Below are 15,449 nucleotides of genomic sequence, written 5' to 3'. Positions count from 1 at the left end.
CGGTTATTTGGCGGCGGTCTGGATGTAGGCCGCCGACGGCGATGTCTGCGGTAATCCGACCGGGGTCACCTGGGGGGTGCCGATCACACCGGCCAGCCAGGGCAGGGCAGCGGAGAACGCGTGGCTGGCGAACGGCCAGTCGTGGGTGCCCTGTTGGGTCACCACCGCGCAGGCGATGCCGTGTTTCGAGCCGAGTGCGCAGAGGGCGTTGGCCGCCTTGGCCTGATCGTTGGCGCGGCCCGCGGGCTTGCCCGCCGTCGACGTGTCGTTGACGTCGAACCAGCCGGCGGTCTGCTCGTACTGGCCGTGTCGGTTGATCGCCGTGCTCGGGTCGAACGCATCCCAGGCCGCGGCGTTCCCGCCGAAGAGCCGGTCGATGGTCTGCGCCTTGGTGCCCGAGTTCGGGCCGATGTCACCCGCGATGTCCACGAATGCACTGAACAACTCAGGGTGCATGACTGCCAGGTCCACCGCGCAGGTGCCGCCCATGGACCAGCCGACGATGCCCCAGCCGGCCGCCGCCGGGTTGACGCCGTAGTGGTTGCTCATATACGGCACAACGTCTTTGGTGAGGTGGTCGGCGGAATTCCCGCGCTTGCCGTTGACGCATTCGGTGTCGTTGTTGAAGGTGCCGCCCGGGTCGGCGAACACCAGCACCGGCGCGTACCCGTGGTGCGCCGCGGCGAAGTCGTCCATCGTCTTGATCACGTTGCCGGCCCGCATCCAGTCGGCTGGGGTGTTGAACTCGCCGCCGATCATCATCACCGTCGGCAACTGTGGCGCGGGATTGGTGGCGAACCACGCAGGCGGCAGATACACGTATTCACCACGATGCCGGAAACCCGATGCGGTGTTGGGGATCTCGACCGGCACCACGCTGCCCTTGGCCGGGATGGTGCCCTGACGTTGCATCGCGGCCACCGTGACCTGATCGGTCTGGTCGGGTAGCGGCCCAGCCGTCAGCTGGTTCCAGGCGGTCTGTACCCACGGGAAGTAGCCCACCCACAGGTTCAGCGCCAGGGCCGTGCACAGCAGGGTCATCGGCACCGCCATGACCGCGGTGCCGCGCCGCCACCAACGGCTGCCGCGCCACCCGGCGAGCAGGACCACAACGGCCACACCCGTCAGCGCGATCCACACCCACAGCGACCGCGGTGCAGGGTTGCCCGCCAGGCCCTCGGAGTCGATGTACCAGTTGGTGCCGACGACCAGGATGCCGCCCACTACGGCGGCCAGCGGCAGCCAGATGAGCGCCCAGCGGCGGGTACGCCAGCCGATTGCGGCGATCAGCACCACGGCGGCGATGACTTGGACGCTGGTCGGTACCCAGCCGTGCATCAAGGACAGGTGGTGAGTGAAGGTCACACCAATATCGTCGTCGCCGAATCTTGGGAACCGCTGTGAACCGCCTGCTAACGAGGTTTGGCCAGAGGAAACGGCAGTGTTTCGCGGATGCTACGTCCGGTGATCAACATGACCACGCGGTCCACACCCATGCCGAGACCGCCTGTCGGTGGCATCGCATACTCCATCGCCTGCAGGAAATCCTCGTCGAGTTCCATGGCCTCGGGGTCACCGCCTGAGGCCAGCAACGACTGCTCCTGCAGCCGCCGGCGCTGTTCGACGGGGTCGGTCAGTTCGCTGTAGGCGGTGCCCAGCTCGACGCCCCAGGCCACCAGGTCCCAGCGCTCGGCAACCCCGGGAACGCGGCGGTGCGGCCGGGTCAGCGGCGATACCGACGTCGGGAAGTCCTTGTAGAACGTGGGTTCTTCGGTGCGGTCCTCGACGAGGTGCTCGTACATCTCCAGCACCACGGCCCCGGCGTCCCAGTGGGTCAGGTACGGGATGTGCGCCGCATCGCAGAGCCGGCGCAGCGTGGCCAGATCCGTCTCGACGGTGACGTGCTCGCCGAGGGCTTCTGACACCGCGTCGTGCACGGTCTTGACTGCCCACCGGCCCGAGATGTCGACCGGTTCTAGGACCCCATCGGCACGCGGCCGCTGGAAGACCTGGGCTCCGTTGGCGGCCTGGGCGGCGTTCTGGATCAGTTCGCGGCAGCCGTCGATCCACACGTTGTAGTCGGCGTGGGCCTGATAGGCCTCCAGCAGGGTGAACTCCGGGTTGTGGCTGAAGTCCACGCCTTCGTTGCGGAACGCCCGGCCCAGTTCGAAGACCCGCTCGACACCGCCGACGCACAACCGCTTGAGGTACAGCTCGGGTGCTATCCGCAGATACAGATCGAGGTCGTAGGCGTTGATGTGGGTCAGGAACGGCCGGGCGTTGGCGCCGCCGTGGATCTGTTGCAGGATCGGCGTCTCCACTTCGAGGAAACCCTTGCCGTACAACGTCTCCCGAATGGCGTGCAGCACGCCGCTACGGGCCCGGATCAGATCCCGCGCCTCGGTGTTGACGGCCAGGTCCACGTAGCGGGCCCGTACCCGGGCCTCCTGGTCGGTCAGGCCCTTCCACTTGTCCGGCAGCGGGCGGAGGCATTTGCCGATCAATCGCCAACTGTCGACCAGCAGCGAGTGCGTGCCGTTGCGGCTGCGTCCCATCGAACCGGTGACCTCGATCAGATCGCCGAGATCGATTGTTTCGGTGAAGTCGGCGGTGCCGGCCTGCGTCAGGCGGGCGTTGTCGAGCAACAGCTGAACTTCGCCTGACCAATCGCGCAGTTGAGCGAACAGCACGCCGCCATAGTCCCGGATCCGCAGGATCCGCCCGGCCACGCTCACGGTGTCACTGTCAGCGGACTCCAGTGCGGCCGCGACGGTATGGCTGGGGGCCTGGCCCACGGGATAGGCGTCCACACCGTTGGCCTGCAACTGGCGCAGCTTGGCCATCCGGACCCGGACCTGCTCGGGTAGCCGTTGTTGATCGTCGTCGGTCAGAACGTCCCGCAGCCCGTTGCGGTCCGGAGCACTGCCGTCGTGGTGCAGCTGGCCCGAATCCACCAGATCGGCCGGGGCCGCGACGTGTTCGCCGGTGTGCTGCTTGTTTCGCCGGGAGAACGGCAGCACCAGGAAACCTTCGGCGATCACCGAGGCCACCCCGACCCGCGGGATCAGCCGGGCATCCTCGTAGCAGGCGTACCGCGGCACCCACTCGGGCTGGTACTTCATGTTCGACCGGTACAGCGTCTCAAGCTGCCACCATCGGGAGAAGAACACCAGCAGGGCCCGCCAGAGCCGGGCCACCGGACCCGCGCCCAGTTGCGCACCCTGTTGGAACGCCGACCGGAACATCGCGAAATTCAGTGAAATCCGGCTGACCCCAATGCCTTCGGACTGCATGCATAGTTCGCTGACCATCAGTTCGATGGTGCCGTTGGGGGACTGGGGGGAGCGGCGCATGACGTCGAGCGAGACGCCGTTGGCGCCCCACGGCACCAACGAGAGCAATGCGACCACCTCAGGTTCTGAGTTGTCCCCGCGCTGCTGCATCGCCTCGACGAGCAGGCAGTCACCGTCGGCCGGGTCGCCGAGCCGGCCCAGCGCCATCGAGAAGCCGCGTTCGGTCTCGGTGTCCCGCCAGGCGTCGGCGCGCCGGATCACCTCGGCCATCTCCGCCTGATCCAGCTCGCGGTGGCGCCGGATGCGCACCGAGGTCCCGGCCCGGCGAGCCCGGGTGACCGCCTGTCGCACCGCGCGCATGTCCGGGCCGGACAGCCGGAAGTTGTCCGGGTGCAGGATGGCCTCGTCGCCGAGTTGCAGTGCGTTGAGTCCGGCCGCCCGGAACGCCTCGGCCGCGGCCGAGCTGGCGCCCATCACGCCCGGCGCCCAGCCGTAGGTCTGGCACAACTGCAGCCAGGCCGCGATCGCCTGCGGCCAGGCCTTGGGATCACCGACAGGATCACCGCCGGCCAGGCACACACCCACCTCCACGCGGTAGGCGATCGCGGCCCGCCCGTTGGGGGCGAACACCACGGACTTGTCGCGGCGGGTGGCGAAATAGCCCAGCGAGTCGTTCTTGCCGTAGGCCTCCAGCAGCCCGCGGATCGCCGATTCGTCCTCACCGGTCAGCGCATTGGAGGCGCGCTGCGACTGGAACAGCACGACGGCGGCCACCATCAGCGCGAGAGCGCCGAACAGGCCGAAGATGGCGTTGAGGAAGGTGTGCGAATAGCCCTCGAAAACCTCGGTCGGGACCGTCGCAAAGCCGCTCACCCGGTTGACGGCATACAGCAGCCGCCACTCGGGGGCCAGCGTGCCGGGGAACAGCTCCAGCAGTCCCCACGCAGCCAGGATGCCGATCGCCATGCCCGCGACCAGCACGACGGCGGATTTGAGCAGCGCCCCGCGCCGTACCTTGGCCCAGAACTGATTGCGGGCCAGCATCAGCAGGGCGATGGCGGCCAGGTGGAATGCGACGCCGATGACCTCGCCGACATCCTCGGCGAGCGGATCACCGCCCGTGGCGAGGTCACCGAGGTTCCAGCCGATGGCGCCCACCATGTAGAGCACCAGGATCCACCAGGCGATCCGCTTGCGGGCCGCGAGCGCGGCGGCCAACAACGCCAGCACGAAGGCCCAGGCGAAGCTGGTGTCGGGGAAGTTGAAGATGTAGTCGTTGACGAACTCGCGCGGCACCTGGATCAACCAGCGCACCGCCGGAGAAACGCTGGCGATCAGCGACAGGGTGGCGATGACCCCGACGGTCCAACCCGCCGCTGCGGGAACCCAGGAGAACCTCGACGCGGGCTGGACCCCGGCGCGGCGGCCGCGGCTGATAACGGTCATAAGCCCGGAGAATAGGCGGTCAAACCGTCAATTGGGTCCATCGCGCGCACAGACAGCTTCCAGGCGATTACCAGACCGGACCGGTGTACTTCTCGCCTGGGCCTTTGCCCGGTTCCTCGGGCGCGGCGCTGGCTTCACGGAATGCCAGTTGCAGACTCTTGAGGCCGTCGCGCACGGGGCCCGCGTGCGGTCCGAGGTATTCGGCCGAGGCCGTCACGAGGCCGGCCAGCGCGGTGATGAGCCTGCGGGCCTCATCAAGATCACGGTGCGGGCTATCCTCGGGATCCTCGGCGGACAGTCCGATCTTCTCGGCCGCGGCGCTCATCAACATGACCGCAGCCCGGGTGATCACTTCCACCGCGGGGATGTCGGCAAGTTCGCGGACGGCGAGGCCGTCCAGATCGCTTGAGTCCTGCGGCGTAGCGTCGGCGGGCGTTTCTGTCGGATCGGTCATGCCTGCTAGACTGTCATGCGCGACCGTCCCGGCTTATGTCAGGGACAGCAAGTGGAGTCCCACTCCCACCGTTGGCCACAAGGTACAACGGTCCGGTCGCCGGTGTCCTCGGACGCCGGTTCTGTGCTCCAGATACTGGAGGTGCAGGCGGCGTAAGCCGTGATCGGTCGGCATTGGGCCCTGCTTTTAGCAGGGCTTTTCTGTTCTTCGGGCAGAGATGCAGATGGGTGGGTCTCCTCAGCAGACCCAACATAGGAGGCCCCATCAGCACTGAGACCCGCATCAACGAGCGCATTCGCGTACCTGAAGTCCGCCTGATCGGACCGAACGGCGAGCAGGTAGGGATCGTGCGCATCGAAGATGCTCTCCGCGTCGCCGCGGATGCCGATCTCGACCTCGTCGAAGTTGCACCAGCCGCAAAACCCCCGGTCTGCAAGATCATGGATTACGGCAAGTTCAAGTACGAGACGGCACTCAAGGAGCGCGAGTCTCGCAAGAACCAGCAGCAGACCGTCGTCAAGGAACAGAAGCTGCGTCCCAAGATCGACGATCACGACTACGAGACGAAGAAGGGCCATGTGGTCCGCTTCCTCGAAGCCGGGTCCAAGGTCAAGGTGACCATCATGTTCCGCGGTCGTGAGCAGTCCCGCCCCGAACTCGGGTACCGGTTGCTGCAGCGGTTGGGCGCCGATGTCGCCGATTACGGCTTCGTCGAGACGTCTGCCAAGCAGGACGGCCGCAACATGACGATGGTGCTGGCACCGCACCGCGGCGCGAAGACTCGCGCCAAGGCGGCGGAGCAGGCCGAGCGCCCCGGCGGCGGGCAGCAGGCTGCACCAGCCGCACCAGAAGAACCAGACGTTACGCAGAACTAGTTTCAAGACAGAACTGAGGATTCATGCCCAAGGCGAAGACCCACAGCGGAGCATCGAAGCGCTTCCGCAAGACCGGGACCGGCAAGATCGTGCGCCAGAAGGCCGGCCGGCGTCACCTGCTGGAGCACAAGGCCTCCAAGCGCACCCGCCGGCTTGACGGCCGCACCGTGGTGGCAGCCAACGACACCCAGCGTGTCAACAAGTTGCTCAACGGCTAGACCTGCCGCTCCCCGTACCGAACGAGAATAGGAACATCCCATGGCACGCGTGAAGCGCGCACTCAACGCCCAGAAGAAGCGGCGTACCGTACTCAAGGCCTCGAAGGGCTACCGCGGCCAGCGGTCCCGCCTGTACCGCAAGGCCAAGGAACAGCAGCTGCATTCGCTGACCTACGCCTACCGGGACCGCCGTGCCCGCAAGGGTGAGTTCCGCAAGCTGTGGATCTCGCGTATCAACGCCGCGGCCCGCGCCAACGACATCACCTACAACCGCCTGATCCAGGGTCTCAAGGCCGCAGGCGTCGAGGTCGACCGCAAGAACCTGGCCGAGATCGCCGTCAGCGATGCCGCCGCGTTCACTGCGCTGGTCGAGGTTGCCAAGGCCGCGCTGCCCGAGGACGTCAATGCGCCCTCGAATGAGGCCGCCTGACGCTCACCGAGCGTTCTGCCCGGGTGGCGGCTGCGGTCAAACTGCAGCGCCACATCGGGCGCCGCCGCGCCGCACGCTTCCTTGCCGAGGGCCCCAACCTCGTCGAGGCCGCGTTGCGGCGCGGACTTGTTTCCGAGGTGTTCGCGACCGAGGCCGCGCTGGATCGCTTCGGCGCGCTGCTGGCCGACGCGCCGGTGCAGTTGGTCACCGAGCGTGCGGCAAAAGCCTTGTCGGACACCGTGACACCGGTCGGCCTGGTGGCGGTGTGCCGGTTGCCGGAAGTCTCCCTCGATGATGTTCTGGCTGCCGCGCCCCGGTTGATCGCGGTACCCGTGCAGATCTCGGAGCCGGGCAACGCGGGAACGTTGATCCGGACCGCCGACGCGATGGGCGCGGACGCGGTGGTGCTGGCCGGCAACAGCGTCGACCCCTACAACAGCAAGTGTCTGCGGGCGTCGGCCGGCAGCATCTTCTCGCTGCCGGTGATCAACGAGCTCGATGAGGCGGCAACCGTTGCGCGGCTTCAGGCCGCCGGGTTGCAGGTGTTGGCCACCACGATCGACGGCGAGGCCAGCCTCGACCATGTGGACCTGGCCGGGCCCACGGCCTGGCTGTTCGGTCCCGAAGCCCACGGCCTGCCAACCGAATTGGCCTCGGCAGCCGACCACCGGGTGCACATTCCGATGCCCGGAAATTCCGAAAGTCTCAACATCGCCTCGGCGGCGTCGATCTGCCTGTATCAGAGCGCCCGCGCCCACCGCATCGGCCAGATCTCAGAGTAGTTTCGGCTCAGCCCGTCCGTCGCGGGCGTAGCGCCGGGGCGATTTTCGGCCCCGTTTTCCGCCGCAGCGCTTCACTCGTGGAGTCAGACGGCCGGTCTAAGGTCGATGGATGCGCCGAGATCGCCGGAGGACGAGCCGTGTGCCAATACTGCGGATGCCGCGACATGCCCCTTCTGCGGGATTACATCGCCGAGCATGAGCGGGCCGTCGATCACGGCCGCGAAGCGGTCCGCGCCCTGGATCGGGGCGAGCTGGACGTGGCCCGTCAGCGGCTGACGGCGATGTTCGAGGAATTGCGTTCCCATTGGCAGGGTGAGGAAAACGGGCTGTTCGCGGTGATGCACCGCGACGAGCTCTACGCCGAGCACATCGACCCGTTGGTTGGCCGAACACCGCGAGCTGGCCGCCTTCCTCGAGGTCGTGGACCTGTCCGACCCCGGGGATCAGCAACGGGTGCGCGATGAGATCGAAGAGCTCTACGCGCACATCGCGAAAGAAGAGGACGGACTGTTCCCGGCTGCGCTCACCGCGCTCGACGGTGTGGACTGGGATGCCGCGATGGCCGGGTGGCGCGAGGCGCACCCGGGTCGCGAGATGATTTCCTAGGGCGTGGACGAGAACCTACGTGACGCGGTATCGGCGAGGCCCGGGTCAGAAGTAGGTGCGGATCATGTCGACGACGAGCGGATCAGTCTCCTGCCGCGCCACGACGGGGATCCATCTCCACTTGTCGAAGGCAGTGCACGGGTGGGAAAGCCCCAGCCGCACAACGTCACCCACGCGGATGTCGGAATCGGGCGGGATGGTCAGGAATGCGTGCTGGTCGTTGACGGCGACGATCTCCGCATCGGTGAGCGGACGCGCGGGCGCACCGAGCTGCGACGCGACCAGCTGCGGGGTGGGGAGTCCCTCGTCGAACGGGACATCCCGCTTTCCGGCGTCCAGCAGTGCCAGCCCGGGTTCCGGGCGTGACACCACCCGCGCCCAGGTGTGCATCGCCGAACGCAGCCGGTACTTTTCACGGCCGCGGGCGAAAGGCGTGACCCCCGTGTAGAAGCCGTCATCGTGGATGATGTAGGCCCCCGCGCGGACCACGACGTGCGTACGGCCACCGGCGAGCGGGGCCAGAACATCCGCCACGAGATCGAAATAGGCGCTGCCACCGGCGCTTACGTACACATCGGCGTCGGTGGGGTAGTGGCCCGCGGCGTCGATGTTCCGGTGCAGCCGCGCCATTTCCTCCAGGTAGTGCCTGACGCGGGCCAGCGACGCCTCGGAAGTGTCATGCGCCAGCGACCCCTCGTAGCCGCATACGCCGGCCAGGCGCAGGGAGTCGGTGGCCGCTATCCGTACGGCCACCGCTGCTGCCTCGTCGACCGAGCGGGCTCCGGTCCGCCCGCCGGCCTCGCCGAGTTCGACCAGTACCGGAATCGGCCGGGCCACCCGGGTGTCGGCGAGCGCCGCGTCCATCGTGTCGACCGTGGCCGTCGAATCCGCCCAGGTGAGCACCTCGAGATCGGGCCGGGCGGCCATCTCCCGGGCCAGCCAGCGCAGGGCAGCCGGGTCGACCAGGGCGTTGGCGAGCAGGATCCGCCGAACGCCAAAGTTCACCGCGACGCGTACCTGGCTCGGTGTGGCAAGGGTGATTCCCCATGCGCCGCTGCGCAATTGACGGTCCCACAGGACCGGCGACATGGTGGTCTTTCCGTGCGGCGCCAGTTCCACCCCATGTGCTGTGCACCAGGTCGCCATGGCGGCGACATTGTCTTCGATGGCCGAATCGTCCAGCGTCATCACCGGTGTGGTGAAGGCGGAGAGGCGGGGCTGGGTGGCCAGGAACTCCGCGGTGGTGAGGCCGTCGGCCTCGACGGGAAGCGCCTTGTCCAATTCCGACAGGCGTTCGGCGCGAAGAGTGTCCCACGCCCGACCGGCCGGCGTGGGCTCGCCTCGCGTCGTCATGCTGATCGTGTCCTCCATGGTGATTCTGGTGCGTTGCACGCACCAGAACGGTGTGAGCTGCTGCGTTGCGAACAATGCAATCTATGTTGCATTTTTCAGTGTGACCTATCTAACATGGCATGTGACACCGCGTCAATCGTCTCGACTCCGAAGGACAGCAGTGCCCGAATTGCCCACAGACCCCGTTGGCAGAGTCGCCTGCCTCGGTGAACCGCTGGTCCTGGCCGGTGCGGAAGCCGGATTGCACCTGGCCGGTGTTCAGGCCGGATTGCACCTGGCCGGTGCGGAAGCCAACGTCGCGGCGGGACTCGTCGCCTGGGGCATCCCCGCCTCCTTCGTCGGTCGCCTCGGCGACGACGGCTACGGGGACCTGATCAGGTCGGAGCTGACCGCGCGCGGCGTCGACATCTCCGCGGTCGAGATCGACCCGACCCGGCCCACCGGGTATTACGCCAATCTCACCGCGCTCGACGAGGCGGGGGAGGTGTGCAGCGTCAGCAAGTGCAGCGGGGCCGGCTCGGCGGCCTCCGCGATGGCGCCCGGATTTCTGGACTCGGCCGCCGTTGTGTCCGTACTCGCGAGCGCGTCGGTCGTGCACTGCAGCGGCATCACACCCGCTCTGTCCGATACCTGCCGGGCCATGATGCGCCGGTTGCTCACCGACCGGCCCGGCATCAACGCGCTGTTGAGCTTCGATGTGAACTGGCGCGAACAGCTGTGGTCCGACGGCGATCCGGCCGAGGTGGTGGCCCTGGCCAACCTGGCCGACGTGGTGCTCCTGGGCGCCGACGAGGCGCTTCGCGTCGCGGGAACCGACGACCCGGTGGCGCTGCGTCGCATCCTGCCGGGTCCGGAGATACTGGTCATCAAGGACGGTGCAGACCAGGCCTTCGCGGTCGACCGGACTGGCGATGTTTTCGTCGCCCAGGCGTTGCGCGTCGACGTCGTCGAGCCGGTGGGCGCCGGCGACGCCTTCGCCGCCGGATTCCTCAGCGGTGTTGTGCGCGGCGAGGATCCGGAATCGTGCCTGCGGCGCGGCCACATCGGAGCCGCCGTCACCCTGACTGTCGTGGCGGATTCGGCCCCGCCACCGCCTGATGCGGCGATCGAGCACCTGCTCGCCTGCACAGACGGAGAGTGGGCGGCGACGAAGGTGAGTGAGGTCGGGTTCACGGTGTGCGGGAGCAAGCGGTGAGTCAAAGTGTCGCGCGGGCACTACAACTCTTGATTCAGCTGGGAAACGGTCCGGCCGGCCTGGACGAGCTCGCGGCCGCAACGGATGTGCACAAGACCACCGTGATGAGGCTGCTGCGCACACTGACCGACGAGCGGTTCACGTTCCGCGACAACAACAATCGCTATCACCTCGGCTCCCGGATCTTCGAACTCGCCGCCCACGGCACCAATCAGCGGGAGATCCGCCAGATCGCCTCGCGACATCTCGTCGAGTTCAACCGCGAATACGGCCGCACCACCCACCTCGCCGCGATGGAAGGCGGCGCCATCGTGTACATCGACAAGCTCGAATCACACGATCAGATCCGGATGTACTCGCGAATCGGCCTGACCGCCAACCTGAATTCCACCGCCGTCGCCAAGGTGATCCTCGCCGACCTGCCAGATGCCGAGCTGCGGCCGATCGTCGCCGCGATGGACTTCACCCGCCGCGCCGCCAACACCATCACGACGCCGGAGGAGTACCTGCGCGAAATCGAGGCCGTGCGGGTTCAGGGCTGGGCCCAGGACCGCGAAGAGAACGAGCCGTCGATCAACTGCGTGGGCGCTCCGATTCGCGGTGCGAACGGCCGCGTCGTCGCGGCGGTTTCCGTATCGGTTCCCGACGTCGTGTTGCCTTTCGAACAGGTCCTCGAACTTCTGCCACCGTTGCAGGCGATGTGCGAACGCATCTCGGCCGAATGCGGCTATCGGCCGTCGTAGCTCGACCGGGAAATCATCGAAAACACCGCAAGCAGAGGAGATTCCACCGTGCCCGATTCCCAGGTCATCCGCACCGATGACGCGCCGGCGCCCGCACACACCTTCAGCCAGGGCATCCGTAAGGGCGGGTTCCTGCAAGTGTCCGGTCAGGGTCCGATGGACCCCGCGACCAACACCTACATCGGCGAGGGTGATGTGCGGGTGCAGACCCGTCGCACGCTGGAGAACGTCAAGGCGATCCTGGCGGCCGGCGGCGCCGGTGTCGACGATGTCCTGATGTTCCGGGTCTACCTCACGACGCGCGACGATTTCGCGGCCATGAACGAGGTATACGGCGAGTTCATGGCCGAGAACGTCAAGTCCGACCAGCTTCCGTGCCGGACAACGGTGTTCGTCGATCTCCCGCACGAGGTCATGCTGGTGGAGATCGACGCGCTGGCCGCCGTCGGCTAACTCGGCAGACTAACTCAGCAGACCGCGTGCCACGTGGGTGATCTGCACCTCGTTGCTGCCGGCATAGATCATCAACGACTTGGCATCGCGGGCCAACTGCTCCACCCGGTACTCGGTCATGTAGCCGTTGCCGCCGAACAGCTGCACGGCATCCATTGCGACGTCGGTGGCGGCCTGCGAGCAGTACCACTTGATCGCGGAGGCCTCGGCGAGGGAGATCGTCGCCCCCTTCTCGGCGGATTCGATGACGCGGAACAGCATGTTGCGCACGTTCATCCGGGCCACTTCCATGTTGGCCAGTTTGAGCTGGATCAGCTGGAACTGGCTGATCTCCTGGCCCCACAGGGTGCGGGTCTTGGCGTAGTCGACGCTCAACCGCAGGCATTCCTCAATCACGCCGAGCGCCATCGCGGCCACCCCGATGCGTTCGGCCGAGAAGTTGGACCGGGCGCTGGCCCGGCCCTCGTCGGGCCCGTCGGATCCTTCGGTCTCACCGAGCAGCCGGTCGCGTCCCAGCCGGACGTTGTTGAAGAACAGCTCACCGGTGCGTGACGAATGGATACCCATCTTGCGGAACGGCTTCGACTGCTCGAAGCCCTCCATGCCGCGGTCGAGGACGAAGGTCAGCACCTTGCGGTTGCGCTTGTCCGCGCCGTCACGTTCATCGAGCTTCGCGTAGACGACCACGACGTCGGCGTCGGGCCCGTTGGTGATGAAGGTTTTCTGGCCGTTGAGGATGTAGTCGTCACCGTCACGGGTGACATAGGACTTCATGCCGCCGAAGGCATCCGAGCCCGAATCGGGTTCGGTGATCGCCCAAGCACCGATCTTCTCGTAGGTCACGAGACCGGGCAGCCAGCGTTCCTGCTGGGCCAGGGTGCCGCGGCTCTGGATGGTCGACACGGTCAGGCCCAGGCTGACCCCCAGTCCGGTGACCAGACCCATCGACACCCGGCACAGTTCGCTGATCAGGACGAATCCCATGCCCGGCGATCCGCTGCCGCCGAACATTCCGCCGCGGGCACCCGAGGGCTTGGCGTCCCCGCTGCGCAGCTTCTCCAGTCGCTTGTCCAGCGACTCCTTGGCGAGGGCGTCAATACCGAACGTGGCGAACAGCTTTCGCACGATCGGGTATGGCTCCATGTCTCCGCTCTCGAGCTCGTCGAGGTGCGGGCGGATCTCCTTGTTCACGAACTCACGAACCGCGTCGCGCACGGCGATGTCTACGTCAGACCAATCAAGCATCTCGACAGCTTAGACAGGTGTCAAAGTCAGGCCGCGGGGCGGCGGGCGGGCCGCCGCAGTGCCGGCAGCGAGAACGTTGTGTGCACCAGGGCTCCGGCCCGGTCCAGCAGGGTCTTGCTGCGCGGCACGTAGTGCATCGGTAGACCCCAGCGGTCGCGTGGTGGGGCCATGAAGCCCGGTGCTTCCACCAGGGGACCGTCGGCGGCCAGCTTCCCGGCCGCGCGGCGGTACGCCGACAGGGCGCGCGGGTGCAGCCTGATCTCGTCGGGCACCGCGACGAACGCCAATTCGACCGCCTTGCCGAAGATCCGCAGCAATACCTCGTCGCCGGGCGTCCACCGCATTCCGGCCTTTTCCCGCACCGCCGGGTCGAACAGGCCGGCCGCGATCCAGCGCTGTGCTCCGACAAGGGGTTTGAACAGTTGGTCCCAGACCGGTGTCGGCATAAGCACGAACCAGGGCTTGGGGATCCGGATGGTGAAGATGTCAAGGGTGGCCCGGTTGATCTCGAGCTCGTCGCGGCACTTGGCGTCCCAGTACTCCTGAAAGTCCTCCCAGCTCTTGGGGACCGGCCGCATGCTCATGCCGTACATGCGGTACCACTGCACATGTTCATCGAACAGCTGTTGCTTCTCGGCTTCGGTCAGGCCGCCGCAGAAATACTCCGCGGTCTTGATGATCAACATGAAGAACGTGGCGTGCGCCCAGTAGAACGTCTCCGGGTTCAGCGCGTGGTAGCGCCGCCCCTGGCTGTCGACACCTTTGATGGTGGTGTGGAAACCCTTGATCTGCGCGCCGGTGTCCGCCGCGCGGTCGCCGTCATAGACCACGCCCATGATCGGGTACACCGACCGGGCCACCCGCTGTAGCGGCTCGCGCAGCAGGATCGAGTGCTCCTCGACGCCGGCGCCGAGTTCCGGATACATGTTCTGGATCGCGCCGATCCAGACGCCCAGCATCCCGGTGCGCAGGTCGCCGAAGTACTTCCAGGTCAGCGAATCCGGGCCGAGTGGATTGTGCTCGGTGCCGGTGGTGGCTCGTGTGGTCATTGGGTCCTCGTTGACTCGTCATGACGTGAATCACAGCTGAGGCCAACGATAGTAGTGACAACGCGCGTTGTCTACGCCGCCGCGGCGCGTCGCCGCGCACTGTTATTCGGCGGCTACCGTCGCGCCACAGCGCTGTGACCAGCCGGGTTTGCCGGCACCGGGAGAGTGTGGGCATACCGGCTCGCAGCATGATTGCCGCCCGGTCCGCGCGCCACTTACTCTGGCGCTGTGGATGGCGAGCCTCTCGATGACCCGTCCGGCCGAGTCGGGGATGTCGAGCAGGCGCCGCAACAGCGCCCGGTGCGGACACCCGGGTTGCCGGGTCCGCTGGGTTGGCTGCAGAGCGCCAACCGCAGCCCAGCCGTCGTCGACCTGGTCCGGCGGTGGCGTCGGGCGTTGCCCGGAGATCCGGATTTCGGTGACCGGCTCTCGGCGTCGGGCGAGGGCGGTCCCCGGGCCGCGGCGCGGGTGGCTCACCGACTGCTGGACCGTGACGCCGCCTCGCGTGAGGTGAGCCTGGGCGCATTGCAGGTGTGGCAGGCGCTGACCGAACGTGTCTCGGGAACCCCGGCCAATCCCGAGGTGACACTGGTGTTCACCGATCTCGTCGGGTTCTCATCGTGGTCGTTGCGCTCCGGCGATGATGCCACGTTGCGACTGCTGCGCCGGGTGGCGCAGGTGATCGAGCCGCCGGTGCTGGAAGCGGGCGGTCACATCGTCAAACGCATGGGCGACGGCATGATGGCGGTGTTCTCCGACCCGGAAACCGCCCTGGGGGCGATGCTCGTCGCGCTAGACGGAGTGAAGAGCATCGACATGGACGGCTACGCGCCGCGCATGCGGATCGGCATCCACACCGGCCGGCCGCAGCGCATCGGGTCGGATTGGCTCGGCGTCGACGTCAACATCACCGCCCGGGTGATGGAACGTGCTGCCAGGGGCGGCTTGATGATCTCGCACACCACGTTGGAGGGCATCTCGGAAGGCGAGCTCACCACCCTGGGTGTGACCGTCAAACGTGAACGGCGGCAGATATTTTCGGCGAAGCCGGAGGGTGTTCCCGACGATCTGATGATGTACCGGGTGAAAATTCCCAGGCGGCTGCCGGCCGGCGAACATGAGGGTGACGGGGTGCCGGGCGCATAGGGGTGCGGTGCTCAGGGGGAGCGTCGGTGCTGGGCGCACTCACCGCAGCGCGGCTCGGGTTGGTGGGTCGGTCGATGACGGTGGCGACGAGAAGGTGCAGGGGTGAGACGGGTTGGAGTCCGAGTCCGTCGCCGGGTATGGCGATGGGGATACCGGCCGGG

The 15,449-nt window shown here is 67.0% G+C and carries 14 protein-coding genes and 1 pseudogene; 9 read left to right on the top strand and 6 right to left on the bottom strand.

What is annotated here, in order from left to right; translation table 11 throughout:
- Positions 1-3: 3 nt before the first annotated feature.
- The 3 genes from EYZ64_RS18165 to EYZ64_RS18155 form a co-directional block, all read right to left on the bottom strand.
- Complete coding sequence (locus tag EYZ64_RS18165) at positions 4-1,365, bottom strand: alpha/beta hydrolase (RefSeq protein ID WP_135455389.1); 1,362 nt, start codon at positions 1,363-1,365, stop codon at positions 4-6.
- A 47-nt stretch (positions 1,366-1,412) separates the two neighbouring features.
- The gene (gene lysX / locus EYZ64_RS18160) at positions 1,413-4,739 is read right to left on the bottom strand and encodes a bifunctional lysylphosphatidylglycerol synthetase/lysine--tRNA ligase LysX (RefSeq protein ID WP_135455387.1); all 3,327 of its coding nucleotides are present in this window, start codon (positions 4,737-4,739) and stop codon (positions 1,413-1,415) included.
- Positions 4,740-4,806: 67 nt separating this feature from the next.
- The gene (locus tag EYZ64_RS18155; RefSeq protein ID WP_286175051.1) at positions 4,807-5,193 is read right to left on the bottom strand and encodes a DUF1844 domain-containing protein; all 387 of its coding nucleotides are present in this window, start codon (positions 5,191-5,193) and stop codon (positions 4,807-4,809) included.
- A 263-nt stretch (positions 5,194-5,456) separates the two neighbouring features.
- On the opposite strand from EYZ64_RS18155, the gene infC reads away from it, so the two are divergent.
- The 5 genes and pseudogenes from infC to EYZ64_RS18130 all read left to right on the top strand — a co-directional run bounded on the left by infC (position 5,457) and on the right by EYZ64_RS18130 (position 8,104).
- Positions 5,457-6,068, top strand: a complete 612-nt coding sequence (gene infC, locus EYZ64_RS18150; RefSeq protein WP_167858141.1) for a translation initiation factor IF-3 — start codon at positions 5,457-5,459, stop codon at positions 6,066-6,068.
- Between the two features lie 23 nt (positions 6,069-6,091).
- Positions 6,092-6,286 (top strand): 50S ribosomal protein L35, encoded by a 195-nt coding sequence (rpmI, locus tag EYZ64_RS18145; protein ID WP_135455383.1) that lies wholly within the window; start codon positions 6,092-6,094, stop codon positions 6,284-6,286.
- Positions 6,287-6,326: 40 nt separating this feature from the next.
- Positions 6,327-6,716 carry a 50S ribosomal protein L20 gene (gene rplT / locus EYZ64_RS18140; protein WP_135455381.1) on the top strand — a complete coding sequence of 130 codons (390 nt, stop codon included), beginning with the start codon at positions 6,327-6,329 and terminating at the stop codon, positions 6,714-6,716.
- Between the two features lie 23 nt (positions 6,717-6,739).
- On the top strand, positions 6,740-7,498 hold the full coding sequence (locus tag EYZ64_RS18135; protein ID WP_135455379.1) for a TrmH family RNA methyltransferase: 759 nt from the start codon (positions 6,740-6,742) through the stop codon (positions 7,496-7,498).
- A 164-nt stretch (positions 7,499-7,662) separates the two neighbouring features.
- Positions 7,663-8,104, top strand: a pseudogene (locus EYZ64_RS18130) (hemerythrin domain-containing protein).
- A gap of 45 nt (positions 8,105-8,149) precedes the next feature.
- Here EYZ64_RS18130 and EYZ64_RS18125 read toward each other — a convergent pair.
- Positions 8,150-9,457 carry an amino acid deaminase gene (locus EYZ64_RS18125; protein WP_135460097.1) on the bottom strand — a complete coding sequence of 436 codons (1,308 nt, stop codon included), beginning with the start codon at positions 9,455-9,457 and terminating at the stop codon, positions 8,150-8,152.
- Positions 9,458-9,617: 160 nt separating this feature from the next.
- Between EYZ64_RS18125 and EYZ64_RS18120 the strand changes: the two genes are divergently transcribed.
- The 3 genes from EYZ64_RS18120 to EYZ64_RS18110 are packed head-to-tail and all read left to right on the top strand — an operon-like array spanning position 9,618 to position 11,848.
- Positions 9,618-10,652 (top strand): sugar kinase, encoded by a 1,035-nt coding sequence (locus tag EYZ64_RS18120; RefSeq protein ID WP_502702975.1) that lies wholly within the window; start codon positions 9,618-9,620, stop codon positions 10,650-10,652.
- Positions 10,649-11,395: an IclR family transcriptional regulator gene (locus EYZ64_RS18115; RefSeq protein ID WP_135455375.1), complete on the top strand. Its 747-nt coding sequence runs from the start codon at positions 10,649-10,651 to the stop codon at positions 11,393-11,395. The genes EYZ64_RS18120 and EYZ64_RS18115 overlap by 4 nt, the downstream gene beginning before the upstream one ends.
- 48 nt (positions 11,396-11,443) lie before the next feature.
- Positions 11,444-11,848, top strand: a complete 405-nt coding sequence (locus EYZ64_RS18110; RefSeq protein ID WP_135455373.1) for a RidA family protein — start codon at positions 11,444-11,446, stop codon at positions 11,846-11,848.
- A 9-nt stretch (positions 11,849-11,857) separates the two neighbouring features.
- Here EYZ64_RS18110 and EYZ64_RS18105 read toward each other — a convergent pair whose 3' ends face one another.
- Together EYZ64_RS18105 and EYZ64_RS18100 are read right to left on the bottom strand one after the other, a co-directional pair.
- Positions 11,858-13,093, bottom strand: coding sequence for an acyl-CoA dehydrogenase family protein (locus EYZ64_RS18105; RefSeq protein WP_135455371.1), 1,236 nt, complete (start codon positions 13,091-13,093; stop codon positions 11,858-11,860).
- Between the two features lie 26 nt (positions 13,094-13,119).
- On the bottom strand, positions 13,120-14,142 hold the full coding sequence (locus EYZ64_RS18100) for an oxygenase MpaB family protein (RefSeq protein WP_135455368.1): 1,023 nt from the start codon (positions 14,140-14,142) through the stop codon (positions 13,120-13,122).
- Between the two features lie 228 nt (positions 14,143-14,370).
- On the opposite strand from EYZ64_RS18100, the gene EYZ64_RS18095 reads away from it, so the two are divergent.
- The gene (locus EYZ64_RS18095; RefSeq protein WP_502702974.1) at positions 14,371-15,288 is read left to right on the top strand and encodes an adenylate/guanylate cyclase domain-containing protein; all 918 of its coding nucleotides are present in this window, start codon (positions 14,371-14,373) and stop codon (positions 15,286-15,288) included.
- Positions 15,289-15,449: the final 161 nt, after the last annotated feature.

Source organism: Mycobacterium sp. DL99 (genome assembly GCF_004762045.1).
GTDB lineage: Bacteria > Actinomycetota > Actinomycetes > Mycobacteriales > Mycobacteriaceae > Mycobacterium.
The sequence above is the reverse complement of the archived record's forward strand: the minus strand, read 5'-3'. Positions and strand labels throughout refer to the sequence as shown.

Coding starts and splice junctions, on each gene's coding strand:
- EYZ64_RS18100 (WP_135455368.1), bottom strand. CDS start 14,142: ATGACCACACGAGCCACCACCGGCACCGAGCACAATCCACTCGGCCCG.
- EYZ64_RS18125 (WP_135460097.1), bottom strand. CDS start 9,457: ATGACGACGCGAGGCGAGCCCACGCCGGCCGGTCGGGCGTGGGACACT.
- lysX (WP_135455387.1), bottom strand. CDS start 4,739: ATGACCGTTATCAGCCGCGGCCGCCGCGCCGGGGTCCAGCCCGCGTCG.
- EYZ64_RS18105 (WP_135455371.1), bottom strand. CDS start 13,093: ATGCTTGATTGGTCTGACGTAGACATCGCCGTGCGCGACGCGGTTCGT.
- rplT (WP_135455381.1), top strand. CDS start 6,327: ATGGCACGCGTGAAGCGCGCACTCAACGCCCAGAAGAAGCGGCGTACC.
- rpmI (WP_135455383.1), top strand. CDS start 6,092: ATGCCCAAGGCGAAGACCCACAGCGGAGCATCGAAGCGCTTCCGCAAG.
- EYZ64_RS18155 (WP_286175051.1), bottom strand. CDS start 5,193: ATGACCGATCCGACAGAAACGCCCGCCGACGCTACGCCGCAGGACTCA.